General features: G+C 36.2%; 18 protein-coding genes. 4 read left to right on the top strand and 14 right to left on the bottom strand.

Annotation, left to right across the window (positions count from 1 at the left end):
- The first annotated feature begins 22 nt into the window (after positions 1 to 22).
- Complete coding sequence (locus E6H07_13050) at positions 23 to 874, top strand: fumarylacetoacetate hydrolase family protein (protein TMI63694.1); 852 nt, start codon at positions 23 to 25, stop codon at positions 872 to 874.
- 38 nt (positions 875 to 912) lie between these two features.
- Here the strand turns inward: E6H07_13050 and E6H07_13055 are convergent, their stop codons facing one another.
- From E6H07_13055 to E6H07_13070, 4 genes are all read right to left on the bottom strand, one after another.
- Positions 913 to 2,160: a sorbosone dehydrogenase family protein gene (locus E6H07_13055; protein ID TMI63695.1), complete on the bottom strand. Its 1,248-nt coding sequence runs from the start codon at positions 2,158 to 2,160 to the stop codon at positions 913 to 915.
- A 388-nt stretch (positions 2,161 to 2,548) separates the two neighbouring features.
- Positions 2,549 to 3,607 (bottom strand): hypothetical protein, encoded by a 1,059-nt coding sequence (locus tag E6H07_13060; GenBank protein ID TMI63696.1) that lies wholly within the window; start codon positions 3,605 to 3,607, stop codon positions 2,549 to 2,551.
- A 152-nt stretch (positions 3,608 to 3,759) separates the two neighbouring features.
- On the bottom strand, positions 3,760 to 4,539 hold the full coding sequence (locus E6H07_13065; GenBank protein ID TMI63697.1) for a DUF1566 domain-containing protein: 780 nt from the start codon (positions 4,537 to 4,539) through the stop codon (positions 3,760 to 3,762).
- A 125-nt stretch (positions 4,540 to 4,664) separates the two neighbouring features.
- Positions 4,665 to 5,462, bottom strand: a complete 798-nt coding sequence (locus E6H07_13070; protein ID TMI63698.1) for a hypothetical protein — start codon at positions 5,460 to 5,462, stop codon at positions 4,665 to 4,667.
- A gap of 582 nt (positions 5,463 to 6,044) precedes the next feature.
- On the opposite strand from E6H07_13070, the gene E6H07_13075 reads away from it, so the two are divergent.
- Positions 6,045 to 6,515 carry a nuclear transport factor 2 family protein gene (locus E6H07_13075; protein TMI63699.1) on the top strand — a complete coding sequence of 157 codons (471 nt, stop codon included), beginning with the start codon at positions 6,045 to 6,047 and terminating at the stop codon, positions 6,513 to 6,515.
- A 242-nt stretch (positions 6,516 to 6,757) separates the two neighbouring features.
- Here the strand turns inward: E6H07_13075 and E6H07_13080 are convergent, their stop codons facing one another.
- From E6H07_13080 to E6H07_13125, 10 genes are all read right to left on the bottom strand, one after another.
- A complete protein-coding gene (locus tag E6H07_13080; protein ID TMI63700.1) occupies positions 6,758 to 7,084 on the bottom strand; it encodes a hypothetical protein in 327 nt (108 codons plus the stop codon).
- Between the two features lie 360 nt (positions 7,085 to 7,444).
- A complete protein-coding gene (locus E6H07_13085) occupies positions 7,445 to 8,449 on the bottom strand; it encodes an IS110 family transposase (protein TMI63701.1) in 1,005 nt (334 codons plus the stop codon).
- A 363-nt stretch (positions 8,450 to 8,812) separates the two neighbouring features.
- Complete coding sequence (locus E6H07_13090; protein TMI63702.1) at positions 8,813 to 9,907, bottom strand: DUF1566 domain-containing protein; 1,095 nt, start codon at positions 9,905 to 9,907, stop codon at positions 8,813 to 8,815.
- Between the two features lie 462 nt (positions 9,908 to 10,369).
- On the bottom strand, positions 10,370 to 11,797 hold the full coding sequence (locus E6H07_13095; GenBank protein ID TMI63703.1) for an MBOAT family protein: 1,428 nt from the start codon (positions 11,795 to 11,797) through the stop codon (positions 10,370 to 10,372).
- An 11-nt stretch (positions 11,798 to 11,808) separates the two neighbouring features.
- Positions 11,809 to 13,896 (bottom strand): hypothetical protein, encoded by a 2,088-nt coding sequence (locus tag E6H07_13100; protein TMI63704.1) that lies wholly within the window; start codon positions 13,894 to 13,896, stop codon positions 11,809 to 11,811.
- Positions 13,844 to 14,647 carry a DNA/RNA non-specific endonuclease gene (locus tag E6H07_13105; GenBank protein TMI63705.1) on the bottom strand — a complete coding sequence of 268 codons (804 nt, stop codon included), beginning with the start codon at positions 14,645 to 14,647 and terminating at the stop codon, positions 13,844 to 13,846. Before E6H07_13105 ends, E6H07_13100 begins: the two co-directional genes overlap by 53 nt.
- Positions 14,625 to 15,743, bottom strand: a complete 1,119-nt coding sequence (gene hxsC / locus E6H07_13110) for a His-Xaa-Ser system radical SAM maturase HxsC (GenBank protein ID TMI63765.1) — start codon at positions 15,741 to 15,743, stop codon at positions 14,625 to 14,627. Before hxsC ends, E6H07_13105 begins: the two co-directional genes overlap by 23 nt.
- A gap of 17 nt (positions 15,744 to 15,760) precedes the next feature.
- Positions 15,761 to 17,245, bottom strand: coding sequence for a His-Xaa-Ser system radical SAM maturase HxsB (gene hxsB / locus E6H07_13115; protein TMI63706.1), 1,485 nt, complete (start codon positions 17,243 to 17,245; stop codon positions 15,761 to 15,763).
- A gap of 11 nt (positions 17,246 to 17,256) precedes the next feature.
- The gene (gene hxsD, locus E6H07_13120; protein TMI63707.1) at positions 17,257 to 17,622 is read right to left on the bottom strand and encodes a His-Xaa-Ser system protein HxsD; all 366 of its coding nucleotides are present in this window, start codon (positions 17,620 to 17,622) and stop codon (positions 17,257 to 17,259) included.
- A gap of 1 nt (position 17,623) precedes the next feature.
- On the bottom strand, positions 17,624 to 18,304 hold the full coding sequence (locus E6H07_13125; protein ID TMI63708.1) for a peptidoglycan-binding protein: 681 nt from the start codon (positions 18,302 to 18,304) through the stop codon (positions 17,624 to 17,626).
- Between the two features lie 268 nt (positions 18,305 to 18,572).
- Between E6H07_13125 and E6H07_13130 the strand changes: the two genes are divergently transcribed.
- A complete protein-coding gene (locus E6H07_13130; protein TMI63709.1) occupies positions 18,573 to 19,790 on the top strand; it encodes a DUF4263 domain-containing protein in 1,218 nt (405 codons plus the stop codon).
- A gap of 486 nt (positions 19,791 to 20,276) precedes the next feature.
- Positions 20,277 to 21,416, top strand: coding sequence for a hypothetical protein (locus tag E6H07_13135; GenBank protein TMI63710.1), 1,140 nt, complete (start codon positions 20,277 to 20,279; stop codon positions 21,414 to 21,416).
- Positions 21,417 to 21,428: the final 12 nt, after the last annotated feature.

Genomic DNA, 21,428 nt, shown 5'->3' on the forward strand with positions numbered 1-21,428 from the left:
TCATACCACTCTCTAAATAAAAATGAAAATTCTTTACTACAGACAGGGCGATAATTTATTGCCCGGGATCTCTACTCCTAAAGGCGTGATCGCTATCAACCAGTTCGTACAATCTTCAGGAGAAAAAAAATATTCCGTCCCGTTGACCAGGAAGGATATGGAAGAACTAAAGAAAGAACAAGAATCTTCAGATCAGTATGAATTAATAGCTGAGGAAAGCCTGGTTATCGGACCTTGTGCCCCCAATCCTTCAAAAATTATTTGTATTGGGCTTAACTATCGTAAACATGCCGTTGAAAGTGGAATGACAATACCTTCCGTCCCTGTCACATTTACAAAATATAATAATACTCTTACAGATCATGGAAATGATATTTCCCTCGGACCGGTAGGGGAACAATTTGACTATGAAGTAGAGTTGGGTGTTATTATTGGAAAAAAAAGTAAAAATGTTTCGAAAGACGATGCTTTAAATTATGTTCTTGGTTATTGTGTGGCAAATGATCTATCCTGCAGGGATCTACAGTTTAGGACATCCCAATGGTTGCTTGGGAAAAGCCTTGATCATTTTTTGCCATTAGGAAAATATTTAGTCACCGCAGATGAAATTGCTGATCCGCAGAATTTACAACTTACCTGCACCTTAAACAAAGAATTACGTCAAAACTCAAATACCGGAGATATGATATTTTCTGTTGCAGAGATCATTGAGTTTTTGTCGATGCATATGACACTTGAGCCTGGTGATCTGATCCTGACCGGAACGCCTGAAGGGGTGATAATGGGTATGGAAGAGAAAAAATGGTTAAAGCCCGGTGATGTTGTCAAGGTCGAAATAGAAAAAATCGGGTATACGGAAAATAGGATGATATAATTCAAATAAAACTAATTTCTGCGATTTTTTTCATGATTCTATTTGATTTTTGCGCTTACTCTCCAGATAGTATTTCCTTCATCATCTGCTACAAGCATTGAACCGTCTTTTAGAATTGCAATGCCAACTGGTCGTCCAAAAACGAGGTTCTTATTGTCGTCCTTAATAAACCCTGTCAGGAAATCTTCCGGTTTTCCAGGAATGCCTTTTTCGAAGGGTACAAACACTACTTTATAACCGGCAAACCTTGAACGGTTCCAGGAGCCATGCTGACTTATAAAAGCACCCCCATGATATTTTTTTGAAAATTGTTTATTTGTATAAAACGCCAACCCAAGTGAAGCAGTGTGAGCACCAAGATCAACATCCGGGACTATTGTTTTCGCAACAAGATCGGGATGTTGCCCTTTTAACCGTGGGTCTTCATTAGCACCCCAATAAGCATACGGCCAACCATAGAAGCTTCCTTCTTTAACCGAAGTAAAATAATCCGGAACAAGGTCATCTCCCAAGTTGTCACGTTCATTTACAGTTGTCCATAGCTTTCCTGAAACCGGCTCAATCGCCAACCCGACAGGGTTTCGTATTCCACTGGCAAAAATCCTTTCCCCAGATCCGTCAGGATTGATCTCAAGAATTACAGCTCTTCCTATCTCATTTTCCAGCCCGTTTTCTCCAACGTTTGAGCCAGAGCCTACAGATACATACAATTTTGAGCTATCGATATTAGAGATAATATTCCTTGTCCAATGGTTATTGTATCCGCCCGCAGGCAAATCCATTATTTTTTCCCCTGTGTCATTTATTTGTAATTGACCGGGTATATATGAATACCGATAGATCCCATCAGTGTTTCCAACGTAGAGCCAATTGTTTAAAAGTAACATTCCTAATGGCTGATTTAGATTCTTCAAAAATATCTTTCTTATCTCCGGGTTTCCATCTCCGTTTTCATCCCGAAAAAGAATAATGTCGTTTGCACTTTCTTCTTTTTTGGTTTTTGCTTCAGAAATAAGGATGTCATTATTGGGTAATACATAGATCCATCTTGGATTATTTAACCCACTTGCGAATTTAGTTACAATAAACTCTTCTGGTGCCATGGGTATTTTATCCTCCGGCCAGCCAATTACTTTACATTCTTTAATAGTATCTGGCGTAGCATAGGGTTGTGGTAAAATCATTTCTATTTTTTTGTCCGCGGTAGCTGTACTTTGTTTAGTTGTACAATTTGAAATGATTGATACGGCGATCAATATCAAAAAAACTGGTTTATAATTTTTCATATTTTTAGATCAGGGAGTTTTACAAATCTTAATGAAGTTGAAGCGATCGAAGAAAAAATAGACAGGTATCTCAAAAACTAATTGCATCGATTATCCATTCAAATCTCCGGGCAGTGATTTAATATTTTTCCATTAATATTTCAGTATCCCTTTCAACTTTCAAGTCATTAACCTAATCCCTACCACTATGACCAATCAAACATTTACTCCACGCTTTGTTCTACTAAAAACGTAAAACATCTTCCTTTCATAACGGTACCACAATAAGGCTCACGGTTAGTAGTTAGCCGCAGAATTGCGGCACGCATTCTATTTCATCAATCAAAAACTACTGAACATGAAAAAAAATCCTCACCAATGACTACAAATTGAAATCCAATCTCAGCTTTTAATTTTTCTTGATTTTCCGGATAGTATCATTGAAAAGCTCAGCCACATAGAGATCGCCGTTTGCACTTACGATCATACCCGTTATATAACCGAATCTTGAAACGCTCCCGGTTCCATTTACATAGCCAACTTCCCCGCCTGCAATTTTTGTTATTGCCCCGGCAGGGGTTACTTTAACAAATTCCGATTTGATAATATCTCCCTGGTTTATATAAAAATTTCCATTAGCATCCATCGCAATATTATGCATCTCATTTTCATTTGATCTTTGAACCACTGTAGTAACAACACCACCCGGGGTTATCTTACGGATGCGGGCATTTTTGAAATCTGAAGCATAAATATTTCCCTGGGCATCTATTGAAAGCGAATAAGGCTCATTGAATTTTGCTGCGCTTCCGGTTCCGTCAACAAACCCCGGGGTAGTACTACCGACGAATGTGCTAACAACACCAGTCGGTGAAATTTTGCGTATGCCATGAAAATTAATTTGTGTAAAAAAAATATTACCCTGTCCATCCATGCACATTCCACCTGGAGTATTGATCTGTGCAGCTGTACCAGTTCCATCACCTAAACCGGCAACTCCATTTCCAACTATTGTACTTACAGTGCCGGATGGTGTGATTTTACGGATACGCAAATTACCTGATTCAGCGACGTACAGGTTTCCCTGGCCATCGATGCAGAGAGCCGTGGGTTTATTAAATAAAGCCGCAGTTCCTACACCATCTGCATAACCGATAGTATTACCTGCAAGAGTGGTCATCGTACCTGATGGTGTTATTTTACGAATTTTATCATTGTCTGCATCTGCCACATATAAATTTCCCTGTACATCAAATGCCATTTTGGTCGGGTTATTAAGAAGACCCGGGTTACCAGTGGCAGGATCGATCCCATTAATTCCCGTTCCTGCAAAAGTGGTAACTGTATAATTGGCCGATTCATCTTTAACGGGATTATCAATGGGTTCTGGTTTGGGCTTATTGCAACCAAACATTAGTACTAATGAAATTGCCGTAATTCTTATTCGGAAAAGTTGAGATAATAACATAGACTTCCAGTTAATTGATTAAAAATATGTTTTGAAATTGAATCTTCAAACCTTTACTTTTTCCTCTGTCGCTGTGGTTCGTTTCCTCACGAACCACCTTTATAAATTGTTCTCTGCAGTCGGGCTCTTCGCCATGATGGATTTTTTAATAGCTAAAAAGTTCGAACAGCGCGAACTCTGTTTCCCGAGGTCTTGGGTTCAAGTACCGGGGTACCGGAACTACCGGTGATGTGTTGCGCCCATGCCCAGTTTTGGTTGTCCTTAAACTCGCTGGAACTCCAGTACATCCCGCCAAATAAACCTATGACAAATGAATTTAGACCGAGCTTTCTTAATTCTTCTCTACTGGGTAAATACCAATCGGTGTATCCATTCAATTCCAGTTCTGAACACAATAAAGCTGCATAGTTTCCTCCTCCCACAACTGAAACAATAGTATTTGTATTTGCATTACCGGTGCCAATTGCAGTATCAATTGCGTTTGTAAGTTGACCAATTCCCATATTATCCCATAGAATAACTTCAATTTGATCAAAGGGAGCCGCAATCAGACCATGAACCTGACCTGCTATATAACCCGAGTCCCCGGACTGAAAAATATAAGCAATTTTTCCACCCTGATAACTATGTCCAGGGGCAAGCGGTAATGCTGCCGAACCGCCAATCATATTCACCCAGGCAGTACCATTATAGTATTCCGGCTCTCCTCCATTCGTGCCACAATCCATACAATAAATAATTAAACCTGTCGCAGGCGATACAATCGCATTTCGCTCCGAAGCAAGCATCCTTGGAGGGAGAAACCCTTTGATCGTTGATTTAACTTCCAGCAGCGCTGAATTGTTCGGTGTTGTCGTACCAATGCCTACTGTTTGTGACTTCGCAATGGCGATGGATAATAATGCAACAAAAACAAAAACGATTTTTTTCATAACAGTGTGTTTATTTTTTTTACAGGGTTTGTATTCCAATGAATGCTAGCCCATAAATAGAGAATGAAGCATTTAATTTTTTTCGATTGGCCTTGGCGCTCAACCAGGGCCAATCGATAATTCATCTATCGAAATGAAGGCTCAATTGCCAGTGATGAAATAGTACCGGGAATATTCTCAATATCATGCTTGTAAATTGTTCTTTCTCCTCCAAAATGTTTTTCTGGGAACGCTTTGACAAGAAAAGGATAGGAGATCTTTAATGATCGTATAGCATTATCCCCGATTTCCAGCCATCTGGAACCTCTTTCAGGTGCCGAATCGTAACTATCGAGCTCCAGCATTTGTGATCGTCCCTGGAAATTGGGATCAGAAAAAGCTATTGGGTAATTGAGAATTTGCATGGAAGTAACACGGTTATTGAAATCTTCACCAATAAATGGGGTGTCTTTATCCAGTATAATTTTTCTACCCCTGTAATCTTCATGTTCGTAGAGGTAAACCTTTTTACCATAGGGTATCCTTATTGAACTTAATGCGTCGTTTGGAAAAAAGTCACTCAAATGCCGGTAACTCATTCCAAAAAGACTTGTAGCAAGGCCGCTATAGTTATTGTTTTGGAATATTTCAACATGCTGCTCGGTTTTTAGTTCCACTAATAGGGAGGAGCATTTGTTTTCCATCATTACCGGCAGTGAAGGCCAATCATTTTCAACAACCATTTCTTTGCCGGTAAAGAACGGATCGGAAAATAAAATTACCCGTATAGTGTTTAATATACTTGTCGTTATTGAACTTATATTGTTTTCAAATTCAGGATAATCCTGCTGCAAAGAATACCAGCCTGTTCGGGTGATGTATTTTACGCTGCCACTATAAGCGGGTCCCGTAAAAATGTTTGCGAGGTGAGTTGAGGTTCCCATTTGTTTTGAGTTTAGAATTTATGCCTACTCTGTTTAAGATTTTCGGCGATCTCTTTAATGAGATAAAACTAAACCCTGCCCCAGGCGATTTTTAATTGAATTTTGCGTCAGTAAGACCATGAGTTGCAGAAATTGCAACAATATAAAAGTGGTGCTGTTTGTGTCGTGTCCGAAGGACTGAGTGTTTGTGCCGCTATTTTATTCCCTTGCAACGTAATGAAGTAAACAGTTTAATGTTTTTTGTAGAAAGTCCGTACAGCCCTCACAAGATATTGTCTTGTTTTAGTCCTTTCGTCCGCCTGAGGCTTGCGCTGAAGAAATTTCCAATAACACCGAATTGAATCAGCGCAGACCCGGGTTACGATTAACTGTTTCTCTGGTTCCTGTCCTCACGAACTGTTCAGCAGAACCATAACAATAAGAAATGCAAAAAAAAATTTTGATGATAATGAATAATTTAAGTGCAAAAACTTTCGCCTATTTTAGAGTTATAAGCTATGCTGTCGGCATCTCAATAACACTTACTTTCAATCATCTACATTTCAAATATACTTTCCATTTTTTAACAAGTAAATACATTATATGTACAAGACAAAACTGATTTCAATTTCTATTCTCTTTTTCTTTATCACTCAAATTTCATTTGGGCAAAAGAAAGTTTCAGAGGCTGATACCAAAGAACTGGAAGCAGCCGAAGCAAAAATGTTCGAAGCCGTCCTAAAGTATGACCCCGTTTACTGGAAGGATAATGTGCTAAACGATTACATAACTATCAATGCTGACGGTGTTATGCAAACAAAAGAACAAATCTTGGCCGACTCATCCAGAAAAAATTTGTTTGCAGGTGTGAGCTATAAATTATTTGACAGAAAAATACGATTATACGGAAATGTAGCGATAATTAACGGCAGGTCACAATATCTTATGGGGGATAAAATACTCGGAGAAGTTTACCATACTGAAATATGGATAAAAGAAAAGGGGAAGTGGATGTTTGATGGCTGGCAAGGGACATATACTAAAGGCACACAGACAACCTTTAAGCCTCAATAAAAAGTAACGAGCCCTTACTGTAAATGATAGCACGGCTTATAACATTGCATTTGTGCTATTGGGGCTGAGGAATTTGGCCCTTCAACATTTGTAATTCTGCTCAACTGCTGTAATTTGGCCGTATTAATTTAAAGTTACGGCCAAGCAATCTTCAGGAATTCTATTTTCCCAACAGCACAAATGCGCGGCCGCTAGCTGTGATTTGGCGTGGAAGCACTTTATTACTCTTACCAAAGCAGAGTCTAAATCATCGTTGTTTCTTTTAAAGGCGCATGTGTTACTTCACTTACTTCTGTAAGTATATCTCTTTCTTTTAAATCAAAATTGCTCAACGCAGGATGTGAAAGGACAGAAGCAACTAAAGGACTGGATGTAAAAGTTTGCAATGACTTCGCATCTTTAAACAGGTAAACTGCCCCTGCTTCCTTTGATTCATCATTGATTAGCCAAATTTTCCAGAGGCATCCAGGAACTTCAGCAAAAGCTTGCGCAAGCTCTTTGGCCATCTTTTCAAATTCTTCTTGACTAACATTGTAGGTGTAATTTGTAACAAGCATTTTTTGTGACATAATCTAAATTTAAATTTTTGAATCATTTTCCCCATGCAACAATGCATGAGCCGGCGGGGAAAAGATAAATATAAGCTAAGAAGAACAAATCCCCTCAGTTGCCATGGTGCGTGTTCCCACGCACCATACCCACAATCAAAATACAAACCGGCAGCATGTGTTACTATTCCAACACTTCAATCGCTTCAATGCGTTTTTTTTGTATGGTGCTGTACAGTAAACAAATGATCAGGTAGAATATACAAATAAGCACAAACAAAAATTTGACCAGGGAAATATTGAACACGAATGAATAGACCCCGACTTGATATCCATTAAACATTCTCTGCCGTGGATTTCTATGGTAAAAACAAATCTATTTTAGGCCGTTCTTTTCACATATTCCCTGTCGTTCTTCACAACCGACACAACTCTTGCTAACAATTTAAAACGAACAGCATTGATAACACTCATTTTTGGTTTACCATCCGATACTTTCCGATCATAGTATGCCTTTAGATCCGGATCAAATTTGATGGCAGTAAGTGCCGCAAGGTGAAGATTTGTTTTGAGTTTTTTATTTGCCATGTGACTAACTTTTGTCCTGCCTTTAATACTAATGCCAGATTGGTATGGAAACGGCGCCACTCCACAATAACATGCAAGTTTTCTGCTATCACACATCACATTGAATCCTTGCGTATGTATGATAAGATTAATTGCCGTTACAAAGCCGATTCCTACGACAGATGTAATCAAAGTAAACAAATGATTTAGGCTTGCATCTTCTTTGAGACATTCCATTATTTTCTCTTCAATCTTTTTCAGATCAGCATCAATAGCATTGATTGACCTTTTAATTGATTTGTGAAGATATTCAGCCATTTTTTCCTGCCCTGCCTCACGCAATTCTTCTATTGGCGTTATTAATCTTTTTTGTGTTACCACCATTCTTTCTCTTAGTGTTGCCAGATTTTTTATCTTCTCCAATACAACACCCGATGGCTTCCAAAGCCTTACCAGCTCTGCGTTTTTAAAAGCATACTTAGCAATGCTTATAGAATCTACTTTGTCTGTTTTGCCACGTTTTATTCCAAGGGAACGTTTGATTTGGATTGCATTCTCTACCCAGACATTTGCTTGCTGGCTTTGAAAAAATTGTAACAGTGCATTACAATAAAGTCCGGTAGCTTCCATACAAAACAATGCTTTATTACAATCAAATTCTGGCATCTTTTCATTTGCAAAACTCATCATTTCCTCAAAGCCTTTCGCATGATTACTGAACGCAGTGTGAAAAATTTCCTCTGGGTTGTTTGTCGAAAGAATGGCCATATCAAAACTATGTTTGGAAATGTCCATTCCAATTACATACTGATACTGCATAAAATTGGTTTGGTGCAATCAACTTACAGGCTGTTCATTGAAACCTTAATAATAAGCCTGGTTAGCTTGAATTTCTATTTGATGCGTCCTGTAAAAACTGTAAGGGTCTTTATCCAAGGATAGCTCTGAAAGCTAGTTCGTGTCATAGTTCACCCAAACAGTTTTGATTGCTGGTTATTAACAGTTTTAAATTATCCACAAAGAAAAAGTAGCAAAAAGAAAGTAATAATAGTAATAATCTAAATTTAGTTACTAATCTGAAAACAAACCTAAAGGTTCGTGTCCTCACGAACCACTTTTATAGCTTCTTCTACGCTTGGGTTTCTTGTACCACGAACATACTTTAAACAGCGATGGCTATGGTTAAAAACTCCGTACAGCCCTGACAAGATATTGTCTTGTTTTAGTCCTTGAAAGTCTGTCACCATGGACGAACGATTGAAAAAATGCTTCGTCAGAATGTCCTTCATAACTTGTCTCGCTCCAATAAAAGCCTCTTTCAAATCCTCCCACAAAGATTCTGTTTGCATATAATACGCCTATTTCTTCTCGTGTAGGCAATCGCCAGTCACTGTAACCATTTAATGTCAATTGCTGACAGGCTGCATAAGCATCTTTCCAGTTATACGTTCCCGGTAGATCTTTTTCAGCAGCGATCACACCTTTTTTACCAGCGGAATCGGTCCATTGAAATACAATACCACCCTGGTATTTCGATCCGATCGAAGTTTTTTTCAATTCCAGGAAATCGGTCAGGTTTTTTTTAGCAATTTTCGTTTGTTCTTCTGCTTCTTTTTTATTTTTTTCCGCTTGCTTTCGGTTTTGATTAGCTATAACGCCGGCAACTATTGACAAAATAAGTAGTACTAACAGCAAACCTATAGCCCCATTTCGTATCAGTATCGTCTTTCTGTGTATGGTTACTTCCTCACTGGCCATGTCATTGGGCGACCGGCCATGCAGTTTTGCTGCAAGCTTTAATATTTCCTTCTTGAAAATGGGGTTATCTAATGAGATATCCTTTTCAGTTTTGGACTTACGTAAGTCAACATAAAAAGGTTCGTCAGTAAACTTGTCATCCAATATAGCAGGCAGTGAATTATTATCAGGCTTTAGAAAACATTTGTTTTCATCATCCCATTTTATTTCACCTTCCGTCAATACAATTAATAACTTGTCGATAGACTTATGTTGCAGCCAGTATTCAAGTTCCCTGCTTACCCACTTTGATTGTTCAGATTTTGAAGAAGCCAGCAAAACAAAGTATTCAGCCCCGTTCATTGCGTTGACAATATTGTTCCAAAGATGCGGAGAGGCGGAGAGACTTGATTCATCCCTGAAAATTTCAAGGTTGCGTTTCTTATACCATGGCTTCGCAAATTTTTGCAATGCATTCTGCAAGGCTGATGCAAACTTATCATCTGCAGCATGTGAGTATGAAATAAATGCATTATACATCGATGGATCTTTTTCTAATTACTTTAACGCTCTCAGATCCTAGTCACTCCTTCACCAGCTATAAAATCAATATAGCCGTCTTGCTGAAGTTTATTTAACGCCATCTTTAAAAAATATTCATTTTTTTTTGGTAAACAATTCTTCATTTTTTAGAATATTGTTTTTGACGTCCCAATAATCTTTTGGTTGATAGGAGTTGGTTAGTAGATAATCTAATACATTCCTATACTGGTCGGTAGTTGAGTTTGTTACGTCCATTTTCAAATTTATTGAAAAGTAGCTTCAATAACATGGTTGGCTTCAATTTTAGTAGGGTTCCTATACACCCATTCCTTAGTATTAAATTTTGTGTCCAAAGAGTGTCCGAGTCGAGCTTACATAAAATATTCAGGAATCTTACCTGCATTTCTAGCAATCAATGTATCCTCTGTATTCCCTTTCTCTTGGGGTGGCTCGGCTTGCTTAAAACCGGAAATACAGAAATTCCCGACCACCTAAGTCGCCTAAGAGGAAGATGAATGAGGTGCAAAAACTGACAAAGATGGTTTCAACTATTATTTCTCGTCTAGTGTTTGGTGTATATTCAATTTGTTTCCATAAGAAAGATTTGCGGTATATAACTATGGAACAGAAAATAATAGTTATATAAATGATATTGGCACGGATAAAATAATTTGTATAAGCATTTGGTACTGACCAATCACTTACCGATCCTATTTTTTTAATAATCGTGACGAATTCTTTAACATCTTCGGATCTGAAGATAAGCCAAGTAAAGGAAATTAAAATAAAGATGAGCGCTGGTTTAAAAATAGATAACATCCGGATCATGAATACTCCCCTAGAATTTTTAAAAAACTTAGATGAAAATTTTCCAATAAAAGTTTCAGACAGATATAAGAAAGCATGAGCTATAGCCCAAAAAATAAAAGTCAAAGTTATACCGTGCCAGAAGCCACTAATCAAAAAGGTAATTAGAATTGTTAAACAGAAATGAAGAAGATTTTTCCTATTTGTGTTACCTCCAAGAGGAATATAAATATAATCTCTCATCCATTTTGACAGTGTTATATGCCACCTATGCCAGAACTCTTTAAATGATCTCGCAGAATAGGGAGCGTTAAAATTAATATTGATGTTAAAGCCTAAGATTTTGCCTACGCCAATGGCAATTGAGGAATATCCCCAAAAATCAAAATATATCTGAAATGAAAATAATAGCGAAGCAATTAACAATGATAATCCATCCTGTTCTAAATATGTACCAAATATTGGGCTTGTTATCATTGAAATCTTATCTGCTATTATCAGTTTGCAGAAGTAACCCCATAGCATCGTCTTCAAACCAATTACGATATTGTTGATTTGAATCTTATTATTAAAAATGAATTGTGGTAATAGCTCGCTGGCTCGGTGTATCGGGCCAGAAATTGACTGGGGAAAAAAAGAAAGAAAAAGTGAAACATCTTTCAGACTTAAATCGCTATCATATTTTTTACTATTCACATCAGCTAAAAAACTAATTGCCTGTAACGAATAAAATGATATGCCAATCGGAAGTATAATGGAATTCCAGAATGAATCTTGTGTAGCAATAGATAACGGAAAAAGAGAAGTTCCATATTTTGCGAACAACAATTGCAATACTATTAGGAGAATTCCAACGAAAAGATATGCCTGGCTATTAACCCGCTCTTTAATTTTTTTTGCAAAAAAATATGTTATTGACGTTGTTAGTAAAAGGTGAATTAGATTAAATAGCGAATTATAGGAATAAAAAAACCAGCTACCGGCTATGAGTAGGAACTGCTTATTCTTGTTATTGATCAAAAAATAAGCAGCTGCGAAAAAAATGAAAAAGAATATGAACGAAAGTGAGTTAAATGGCATCTCTTTTTACATTATTTTAATCCGATCCTGTAAATTCCATTGTGAAGACCAAATGTCCCTGCGAAATAGAGCGTTTTACCATCAGGAGAAAACGAGGGGTCCCATTCATCTCCAAGACTGCTGGTCAATTGCTTTTTATTGGATGTTGAAAAGTCTAATATAAAGAGATCCCAATTGTTATTAAGCTTTCCTGAGTATGCCAAAAATCGCCCATCCCTTGATATTGCTGGATCCCATTCATCATAATTTGTGTTTGTTAAATTTTTAATCTCATTTGTTATTAGATCAAAGCTGTATATGTCAAATTGGTTCTCATTCATTTTGGAAATAAAAAAAAGAAATCGTCCATCAGGGGAAAAAATTGGACGCCAGCTTTCAAAGGTTTCGCTGGTTATTTTTATTTTTTTGCCAGTAGATAGCTCTTTAATTACGATGTATGAGTTTGACAAATCGCCGTTTTTTTTATCTTCTCTCCATTCAGCATAGGAGACCTTCAAGCCATCGTGACTGAATGAGGGAATTGCCCCAAATAAGTTTTCCTTATCGGTGATGTATCGCCTTTCACTTCCATCTAAATTCATGATCGCTACTTTTGTTCTATTGCTTTCCTGATTTCCTTCAGTAAATACTATTTGTAAGTTGTCTGGTGAAAGGGACGGGTGTATTTCATCGACATCATTCCAGGTCAGTCGCTGCGAAGAGTTAAGCAGGCTGTCCCCGATAAATAACTCCAGATTATTATCTCTAATGGATTGAAAAGCCAGTAGATTGTTTTTTGTAATGGAGAAATTAGGATACCTATCTGCGGTGTTATGTTCGCTGAATGATTGATACCAGGTAAATGAATTCCCTCCAGCACCAAGAAAATTTTTGATACTATTAGCGATTTGCTGATGTCCAATGGCGTTGAGATGTTCATCATATTGATAAAACAACTCCTGTTCTGAGTCAGCAAAATCATGCAGAAGATCTATATGTTTAATTTTATTTTCTTTACAAATGCTATCAAGAAATTTATTCGGGAAATTCATGTCTAATTTCGATACATCGATTTTAAAACCATTAATTACTTCTTCGAAATATTTATAACTCACTTGCTCTTTCGTGGGAATTTGAATAACAATTAGGTCGGATCCATTCTTCGTAACTTCAGTGTTCAGTTGTTTTAGATAGAATGCAAAGTTCTTTAAGTCCTCTAGTTTTTTTTCACTCGAAGACTTATAAAAGATGTTATATTCTTCGTTTAATTTGTCAGAAGGGTAGAATGGCTCAACCCATCTTCCTAATGGGAGCTCTGCGGGGTTGGCATATTTTAAGTCATAAAGAAGATATCTCGCAAAGTTTGAATGCGCCATTAAATAGTCAGAAAACCCAGTTTTTCTTTCTTTTACATTCATGAAGTCATTAAAATTACAAACTTGTAAAATGACTTTTGACGGCTTGTATTTCTTGCCTTCAATTTTATAGTAATTAAATTCTTCTGGTAGGCCCCATCCGCTTATTCCTGCGTTTAAAATTGTTTTGTCAGGAAAAGATTTGTATAGCTTGGTTGTGTAAAGATCCTCGTACTGAACTTGGGCTCCCTGGGTGTAAGAGTCGCCGATAAATAGCCAATCAACTTGCGTTACTGAAATTTCAGGTTCATCTTCGGAACTAATCCGAAAGCCTTGCCTGTTTGTAAAGTACTGAACAACGAACTCTTTGTCCCGGAACGTTTTTTTTAGATAGGGTAGATTGAAGTAATAATTTTCTTTTGGCTCGTATAAATTTTCAATGATATAGTCACTGAAGTTTGCTGTGAATATTGCTTCAGCATGTAAAAAGAGAGACAAAACAAATATTACGTTGAAAAGAAGAACACTTAATGGCTTAGTTTTTTTGTTTTGATAAAGAACAAATGTCAAAAGGATTGTAGCAAGAGGAATGCAAATTCCAATTATAATACTGTCGAATATAATAAATAGCACTACAGGATTTATCAATAAAAGTATTGATAAGACTAAAATTATCTTTTTTAAAATAATATTATTTGTGTTATATTTTTTCTCAATCATTAAAGCTAATGATTTCAGACTCCATTTTTTCTTCAATTTCGTCATCCAACAAATCGAAAAAATCTTCACGTGTTATCTGCTCAATAAAATTCACCGAAACCTGGAATTCAGCAATATTACCCTCATAATTATCCACAGTATTATCAAAGAGAAAAGCAAACATTGAATTTCTTCGTTCGAAATAAACGATTTTGAAAAAAGCTACAGGTACACATAGTTCATTCGGCCCAATCTTATTTTCGCAGGCCGAATTGAAGACGGCACCAGTAACAATATAAGCATCTTCAGCGTTTTTGACTACTTTGGATCTGATCCTATTTTCTAAATTTGCCCAAATGCCACGATTGAGAACTGCGGTTTGAGGATTAATGTTTGTATATAAAAATGTTTCGTCTTTCAATTTTTTATTCCATAAAAAATCTCCTGCTGGCACCATATGCCCTCTATCATAGCCACTTTTCGAATAGTCTTCGTTGGATGCTGACCTAGCACCGTTTGGTAAAACTGCAGGATAATATGAATTGGTTCTTTTGACTGGAAATTTTGTTGAATCGAGAACTAATTGTTCGACGGTGAGTAAATTAAAGATATACCTGGGCAAATTATAAGTGTAACTAAAGATTACTGAGTAGCCTTCATAATACAAAATTGAATCGCCTTTGTTATTTTCGAATGCCAGATGCGTTCTGGTGGGTGGACTCCCATGTTTTTCACCAATAGTTAATTTTGCGGCACAACCCAAGTCAAAAAAACAAATGGAGTATAATATTGCTTTATAAAATTGCTTTAATTTCATTGCTGTGCTTTTTTGACGTTGCGAATACCCCACCACAATCTTTGAGTTGCTTACATTTATTACATTCTTCGAGGTATTCTTTTTTCCAATCAGAAATGGAGTTCCTGGCATATTTCCAAAGGGAAGGTTTTAATAGACAATGTTGAAGATTGTAAATAGACACATTCATTCCCATCTGGTCCAAGTATAAAACTGCTTCTTCCAATTGATTTCCATAATTCGAAGGGTCTATCCACAGGCGGTTACTGTTATGTGGAGTGTAGCCAGTATATTCTAAACCCATGAAAGCTATATGTTCAATGAAAGGTAAATTCTTAAAAATATATCTAGCCAATGATGGAAGTCTTCTATATGTTAATTCATGCAAGACGACTCTCAATTCAAGCCGAAAACCATAACGAGCCATATTGTGAAATCCCAGAACTGTTTGATTAAAAGCTTGCCGTGCCTGAACAATATAGTCATGGTCCTTGTAAAAGTCGGAGTACAGGGGAATGCCAAAAACAATTTTATTATAATTTATTTTTTTTAAAGATTCAGGAATGTTTTGCCAGGCGAACGCCCTTCCATTCGTTAAAACGTGAATTTCAGTATTAGGTAAATTATCTGTTATCATTTCCAGCAGCGTTATTAGCCGATCTCCTAATAACGTTGGTTCACCCCCGGTTATTCCCAGTTCCTTTGTGGTTGATGGAATCATTGTTATAAGTCTGGTGTTAATGCCAAAAAAGAAATCTAAGTCGTCCCTATTTTTTGGAGGCTGGGAACACATCAGGCAATTGCTATTGCATCTATCAGTTATAAACAGGGAATTATGAGTAGACTTTTGTCTAAAAAGGGTATTAACTGATCCATCTGGGCTTATCAATAAAATGTCTGCACTCGCCAGATCAGATAACGACGGTATATTAAAAACGATTTTATTGTTAAGTAACTCACTACTAGTAAACACCTGAATATCCTGACTTGAGAGAATTAAATTTTCATCTGTTTCACCAGATAAGCAAATTCTTCTGGAAATATCATTCTCAGAAATGACTTTGGCAACAATTTGTTCTGAAATGTTGTGAGGCGTTCCTTTAGTTCTTAAATTGATCATTTCGTGTGAGGGATTTATCCGTGTTTAATCCAAGAATATAAAATTGGCAGCAACTCTTTCCCATTTTTGTCGATAAGGTCAAATAAATAGCGAATAATTTCCATGTTTTTTCTACAAAAGTCGGATTCAGGTCTATATCCCTCAAAATCGCCTTGAGATGCATAATGAAAGACAGGGTCAGCACCACAATAGGATTGAAATCCGCAATCTGAACAGCCTGCCAGACTTTCATTCGACCAAAACTGGGAAAAGAATTTTGATTTATTTCCAAAAAACAACGAGTTATAGTTGTCCCTCACATGACCAAGGCGGAATGTAAAGTCACTGTTTTCCGCTAACATTCTTGATTCATCGGTTGCGTATACATTGCCATCATAATTGAAAACGATAACATTGTTTATCATACCTGCCGGCGATTGCAGGTCCACATAATTAACCGGGAACGGCGTGAGAATTTTTTTCAGAATGATCGTTGTGTAGTCCTCTGTAAAAAAGCAACCATTTTTATTTAAGTCAAGAATATAATTCAACCCCGTTTTATAGAATTCAAGATAAAGTTCAGTTTCGTATTTATTTTTGTTTTCATTTTTTAATGCAAATCCATATGGGCTTATAGGCCTTAAAAAAATATTTGTAAAACCGTTCTCTATGTAGTTATTGATAATCTCAAGAGGATACTGCAAACTTAATTTTGTTGTGGTCATTAGCGCGGAGACTTTATCTTTCCCAAGGACTGTACGAGCCCTTTTTATTCCCTCAAGAACCATGTCATAGCTTTTGGCCCCTGATTTTGGTCGATTGGCGTTATGTATAAAATCGGGTCCATCCAACGATGTTGAAATAATTATAGCATGTTCTTTACAGAATTGGAGTATTTCGTCTGTGAAAACTGTCGAGTTCGTACATATAACAAATGTCAAATTCTTATTAAACGTTTCATTTAATATCAACGCCCTTTCCACTGCATACTTGATCCTGTTAAATGCCAAGAGCGGTTCGCCACCCTGGAACTCCATTGTTATAGACAGAGATGGTGAGCGAAACATATGGTCGATACCTGCGATCAAGTCGTCAACAGATATATCAAATTCATTTCGGTTCTCCGAAACCCGTGATACCTGACAATAATGACATGAATGATTGCACCTGAGAGTGACTACAAATATGTGCAGGGCAGTAAAACTTTCAAGGAACGATTTTTTTGTTCGATACCTAGTTGCCAGAACATCAATAAGAGCTGGGATTGGTTTATCCGAAATAAAAAAATTGGCAAAAAGATCAGCATATATCGCTTCCTCTTTCTTGATTTCCTTTTTTGTTATTCTTGCAGCTGTTCCAACAGGAACAATGAGAAAGTCCCCAACCTCATTTACAATTACTTCTTTTTGTTCGTTGATTTGATGAAAACGAAATGGTAATAGATAGTAATCCACATTCACAGTCTCGTAATACCCGGGTTCTTTAAATTTCCTGAAGTTCTGTATTGTGACTGCATCCATTATAAGTTGTGTTAGAATTTGGATGGATCGAAACCGACTGGGTCGTCAATATTTCCTGGGGGCGGTTCATTAAATTCATCTTCAGAAGCGAAAGCCTTCGCTATTAAGATCTCCCTAATATTCTTAGTTTCTACTGACACTATTTCCCTTGTTTTAAAGTCAATAAGATCTTTTTTAATTTTTTGAATAAGCTTTTGCATATCGTCTTCTTCAGCTATATTGGCTAATTCGATTGTAAAAAGACTTTCTTTTCGGCTTATATCAACAGAATATCTATTTCCATACCAGTAAAAGCATTTATGAATTACATCTGCACTGTAAAGGGTGCTATCGATATTTAACCTAAGGGATGATTTGTCAAGTATAATAGTTTCCATCCTATTTATTCTTTAAGTAATAGATGGTACTTGCATTACAAATTCCATCAGATGGCAAACCATTATCGGTCTGGAAGTTTTTCACTGCATCTTCAACTAACTGACTGAATATGGATGACCCGCTTACTTTAGTAGCTCCGTTATTTAATTTCAAATATTTTTTCTTGATAAGTATATTAATGAGTTCAGTTACATCAGTTCCTGACATCCCTTTTTTAAGTGTTCTTGATCCAAGTTTTAAGGAACCGGAGGTTGAGTCCTTTTTCGGTTTAAAATTCTCCCCTGGCTTGAGTCCCGGGTTGCTCTGGATGGTATCTGGTTGTGTTTGTATCGGCTTTTGATATTCGGGGGGTGAGCTCGGTTTTGATTGCGGAACACCACCTGTACCCGTACCAGTACCAGTACCTGTACCAGATGAACTCGAATAATGGGATCGATGTGAAGAATGTGATCTGTGGCTTCGATGTGAAATTAAACTCACTTCATTACCGATAATTTTTTTCAATATTAGCTTGGGCTTTAAGTCATTCTTTTTAATTAATGAAGTTTCAAATCTGTCTGCGATCAAGTCTGAACTGAAATCATTCATTTTATCCGACGCAGAGATTGAGTTTGATGTGGCAATCCCGGAAAGGGAGCCTAAAAAGACCTTTTTTAGCAAAGCAGAAAGATTCTTCCCCATTGGTGAAAGGTTTTGGTTTACTGTTCTTGCAATTTAAGCCTTTTTGATAATTATCTATTGAAAATTTGAAGTTTGCTTAGGGACAATTCTTGCAAATACAAAATTCCCAAACTCCGGATTGGTAAAAAAAATGGAAATTTAACTTTATTATGGTTTACTCAACAACCGTATTACTACGGTAAGTTATGAGGTTCATGAATTAATGATATAAATTTTAGCAATTTCAAAAGATCTCAAAAATCTTTAGACACTAAAGCGATAATCTAAAATGATTAATTTTTCAACTTCCGGGAACAAAATATTTCTCCATTACACACCTGAAAGACAAGAAAATTGGGTAGATGAAGCCATAAGTAGGCGGCCCTACATAACATTAAAAAAAACGTTTACATTTTGGAAAGACCTTTATGTTACTTCTGATAAGTCACATACCGCGGAAGACGAAGCTTTTTCAGATTTTGGGGAATTTGAAACTTCGACATTTTTATTCGCAATTTTGGACGGAGACTATTTTGGGGTGATTAAGGGAATCCTTATCAATGATTTTGATATTTACTTCCACAAAAGCATATCTCTTACTTCCGAGTGCTTTGTAGCGGATTCTAATGTTGCTGTATTTCGAATTATTTCGAAAATTTTTAAGGGAGATATTTTTATTGGAGGGGATCGCCCAAATTCTCTCCCTTTTGATGCATATACAGACCTTCTTAAATACTTCCCTACTTTGTATGAACGAAAGAGGTATGTTGAAGCTAGGATTTCATCAGTTTTTAGAAATTATTTTGACAACGTTAAAGATGCGGAAAGGAGTTATCAAAAATACCTTGACAAAAAGCTTGCTTATCAAGGCGGAAATCTTTCGAAGACTTTTCAGGAATATGAGTTTATAAAGTATAATATTATTCTGGATAAACTAAAAGTTATGTTGTCAGAAGAAGCACAATACAGTGAACATCAATGGCAGGAAGAGGTCCTGCAAATTGTTTTGCTTTTATATCCCAAGTATGTGTTTGCTTTCAGAGAGGTACCAGTCTTTTCAAAGTTTACCAATGGAATTAATGAGAAGTTTTTGGATTTTCTTTTAGTCGACAGTAACGGAAATACAGATATTATCGAAATTAAAAAACCTTTTGAGAATGCCATTATGACTAAAGGTGTTTACAGAGACAATTTTATTCCACTTAGAGAATTATCAGGAACTGTTATGCAGATAGAGAAATATATTTATTATCTCAACCGTTGGAGTGAGGAGGGGGAAAAACATCTTACTAATAGGTATAAGGACAATTTACCAGCCGGTTTTAATATAAAAATTACGAACCCAAGCGGAATAATCATAATGGGAAGGGAAAACAACCTTTCAGATGAGCAAAAACGAGATTTTGAAGTAGTAAAAAGAAAGTATAAAAATGTAGTGGATATTATAACTTATGATAGCCTCATCGAACGTTTGGAAACTACAATAAGGCAAATAAAAAGAATATGATTTTCAACGCATTGATTATATATGATACATTGAAAATAAAACAACAAAGACATAATACCAGACAACGGGACTATGATTCAATCTTTTTGTATAATTAAGATAGTTTAATCCTCTGCATAAAAAGATCGCTTTCAAAATATGAGAGTTCGTACTTAATTATTTGCGTTGTACAAATAAAAGTATTACTATGTCAGTTTGAAAAATAAAATTTATAGAGCGGGTACTCAAAGGATTAAAAAACTCTCTACCTTTAGTGATAGTCAAATCGTACTGAAATCATGCAACGAACCAACTTACTATTTTGTACCTTGTCTTTGTGCGCACCCACGATTTATTCCCGGGCTACAATTAAGCTGGAAGATGCAAAGAATTAAGAAATCGAGATAAAGAAAGAATTGGCTTGCATATTTGTGACTGCATTAGATAGGTAGGTGCATAAGACTATAATAAGCAAGCGGGGCAATTAATATAGCAATATAAAATAACATGGGACTAAATGATAACTTTTTAAAAATAGAAAAGAAATTTGCCTGGTCTTTTTTGGGCTTTCTTTTGGCAATTATTTTCGGGGTGTTTTCGATTTACACCGTTTATTTTATGGATACAAATCCTAAACTAAACTTTGTAATTGAGACAAACACGAAGGTGCTTGACTTAAAAGAAAACGTTAGACGACTTGATATTATATATCAAGGAGAGAATATAAAAGAAAGCAATAAAAATTTAAGCATTTTTAAGATCAAAATCTTAAACCCTAGCAAAGTTAATATTCTAAACACATTTTATGATATAAAAGACTCGTTGGGTTTTATTTTGGATAATGCTGAAATTGTCGAACGTCCAGAAATTGTGGAAGCAAGTAATGATTACTTAAGGCACAATCTCTCGTTTTATATGGATAGTATAGGTCAAATTAAGTTCAGCCCGATAATAATTGAAGGTGGTGAATATTTTGTAATCCGGTTGCTGGCTCTTCATAAACAGAATGAGATTCCAATCTTAAAACCATTCGGCAAGATTGCAGGTATAAAAGACTTCAAAATAATTGAATCATATAAAACAACAGAAAAAAAGTCATTTTGGACTGACCTTATTCAAGGAGGATTCTGGATTCATGTTGTTAGATTCGTAGGATACCTTGTTATCATAATAATAATTGTGTTAACCATTGCAATTCCTTCCTCGTTAATTTCTGACAGCATATCAGAAAAAAGGAGAAAAAGAAATGTAAAGAGATATAAGACAAAGAAAAATCTACCAGATACGGCAGAAAGGAATTTAATCTATGATATGTATCTTGAATTTGGATTGGATTATCTCAACGCTGTTCAGAAGCTGTCTTTCGATGAAAGGCTTTTAAAAGTTCGATTGAGAAATTATTTGAGAAGAAAAGAAAAGCAAAAGGAAAAGCCAATTGAGTTTAGAAATGAGATTAGAGCAGTGAGGTCGGGGCATATTCAATATGTTTCCGGTATAGGCCAACCATTTGTTTGGCTTGACAGAGACGGAATAATTTCAAAGTTGCATAAAGAAAAAATTATCCAACTTGAAAATAGTGAGTTGATACTTAACAGACAATTTTTTGGAGATTTAAATGAATTCGTTTCATATCTCAAGCTGATATAGATACTGGTTCAC

Source organism: Bacteroidota bacterium, from assembly GCA_005882315.1.
Classification (GTDB): Bacteria; Bacteroidota; Bacteroidia; order Chitinophagales; family Chitinophagaceae; genus VBAR01.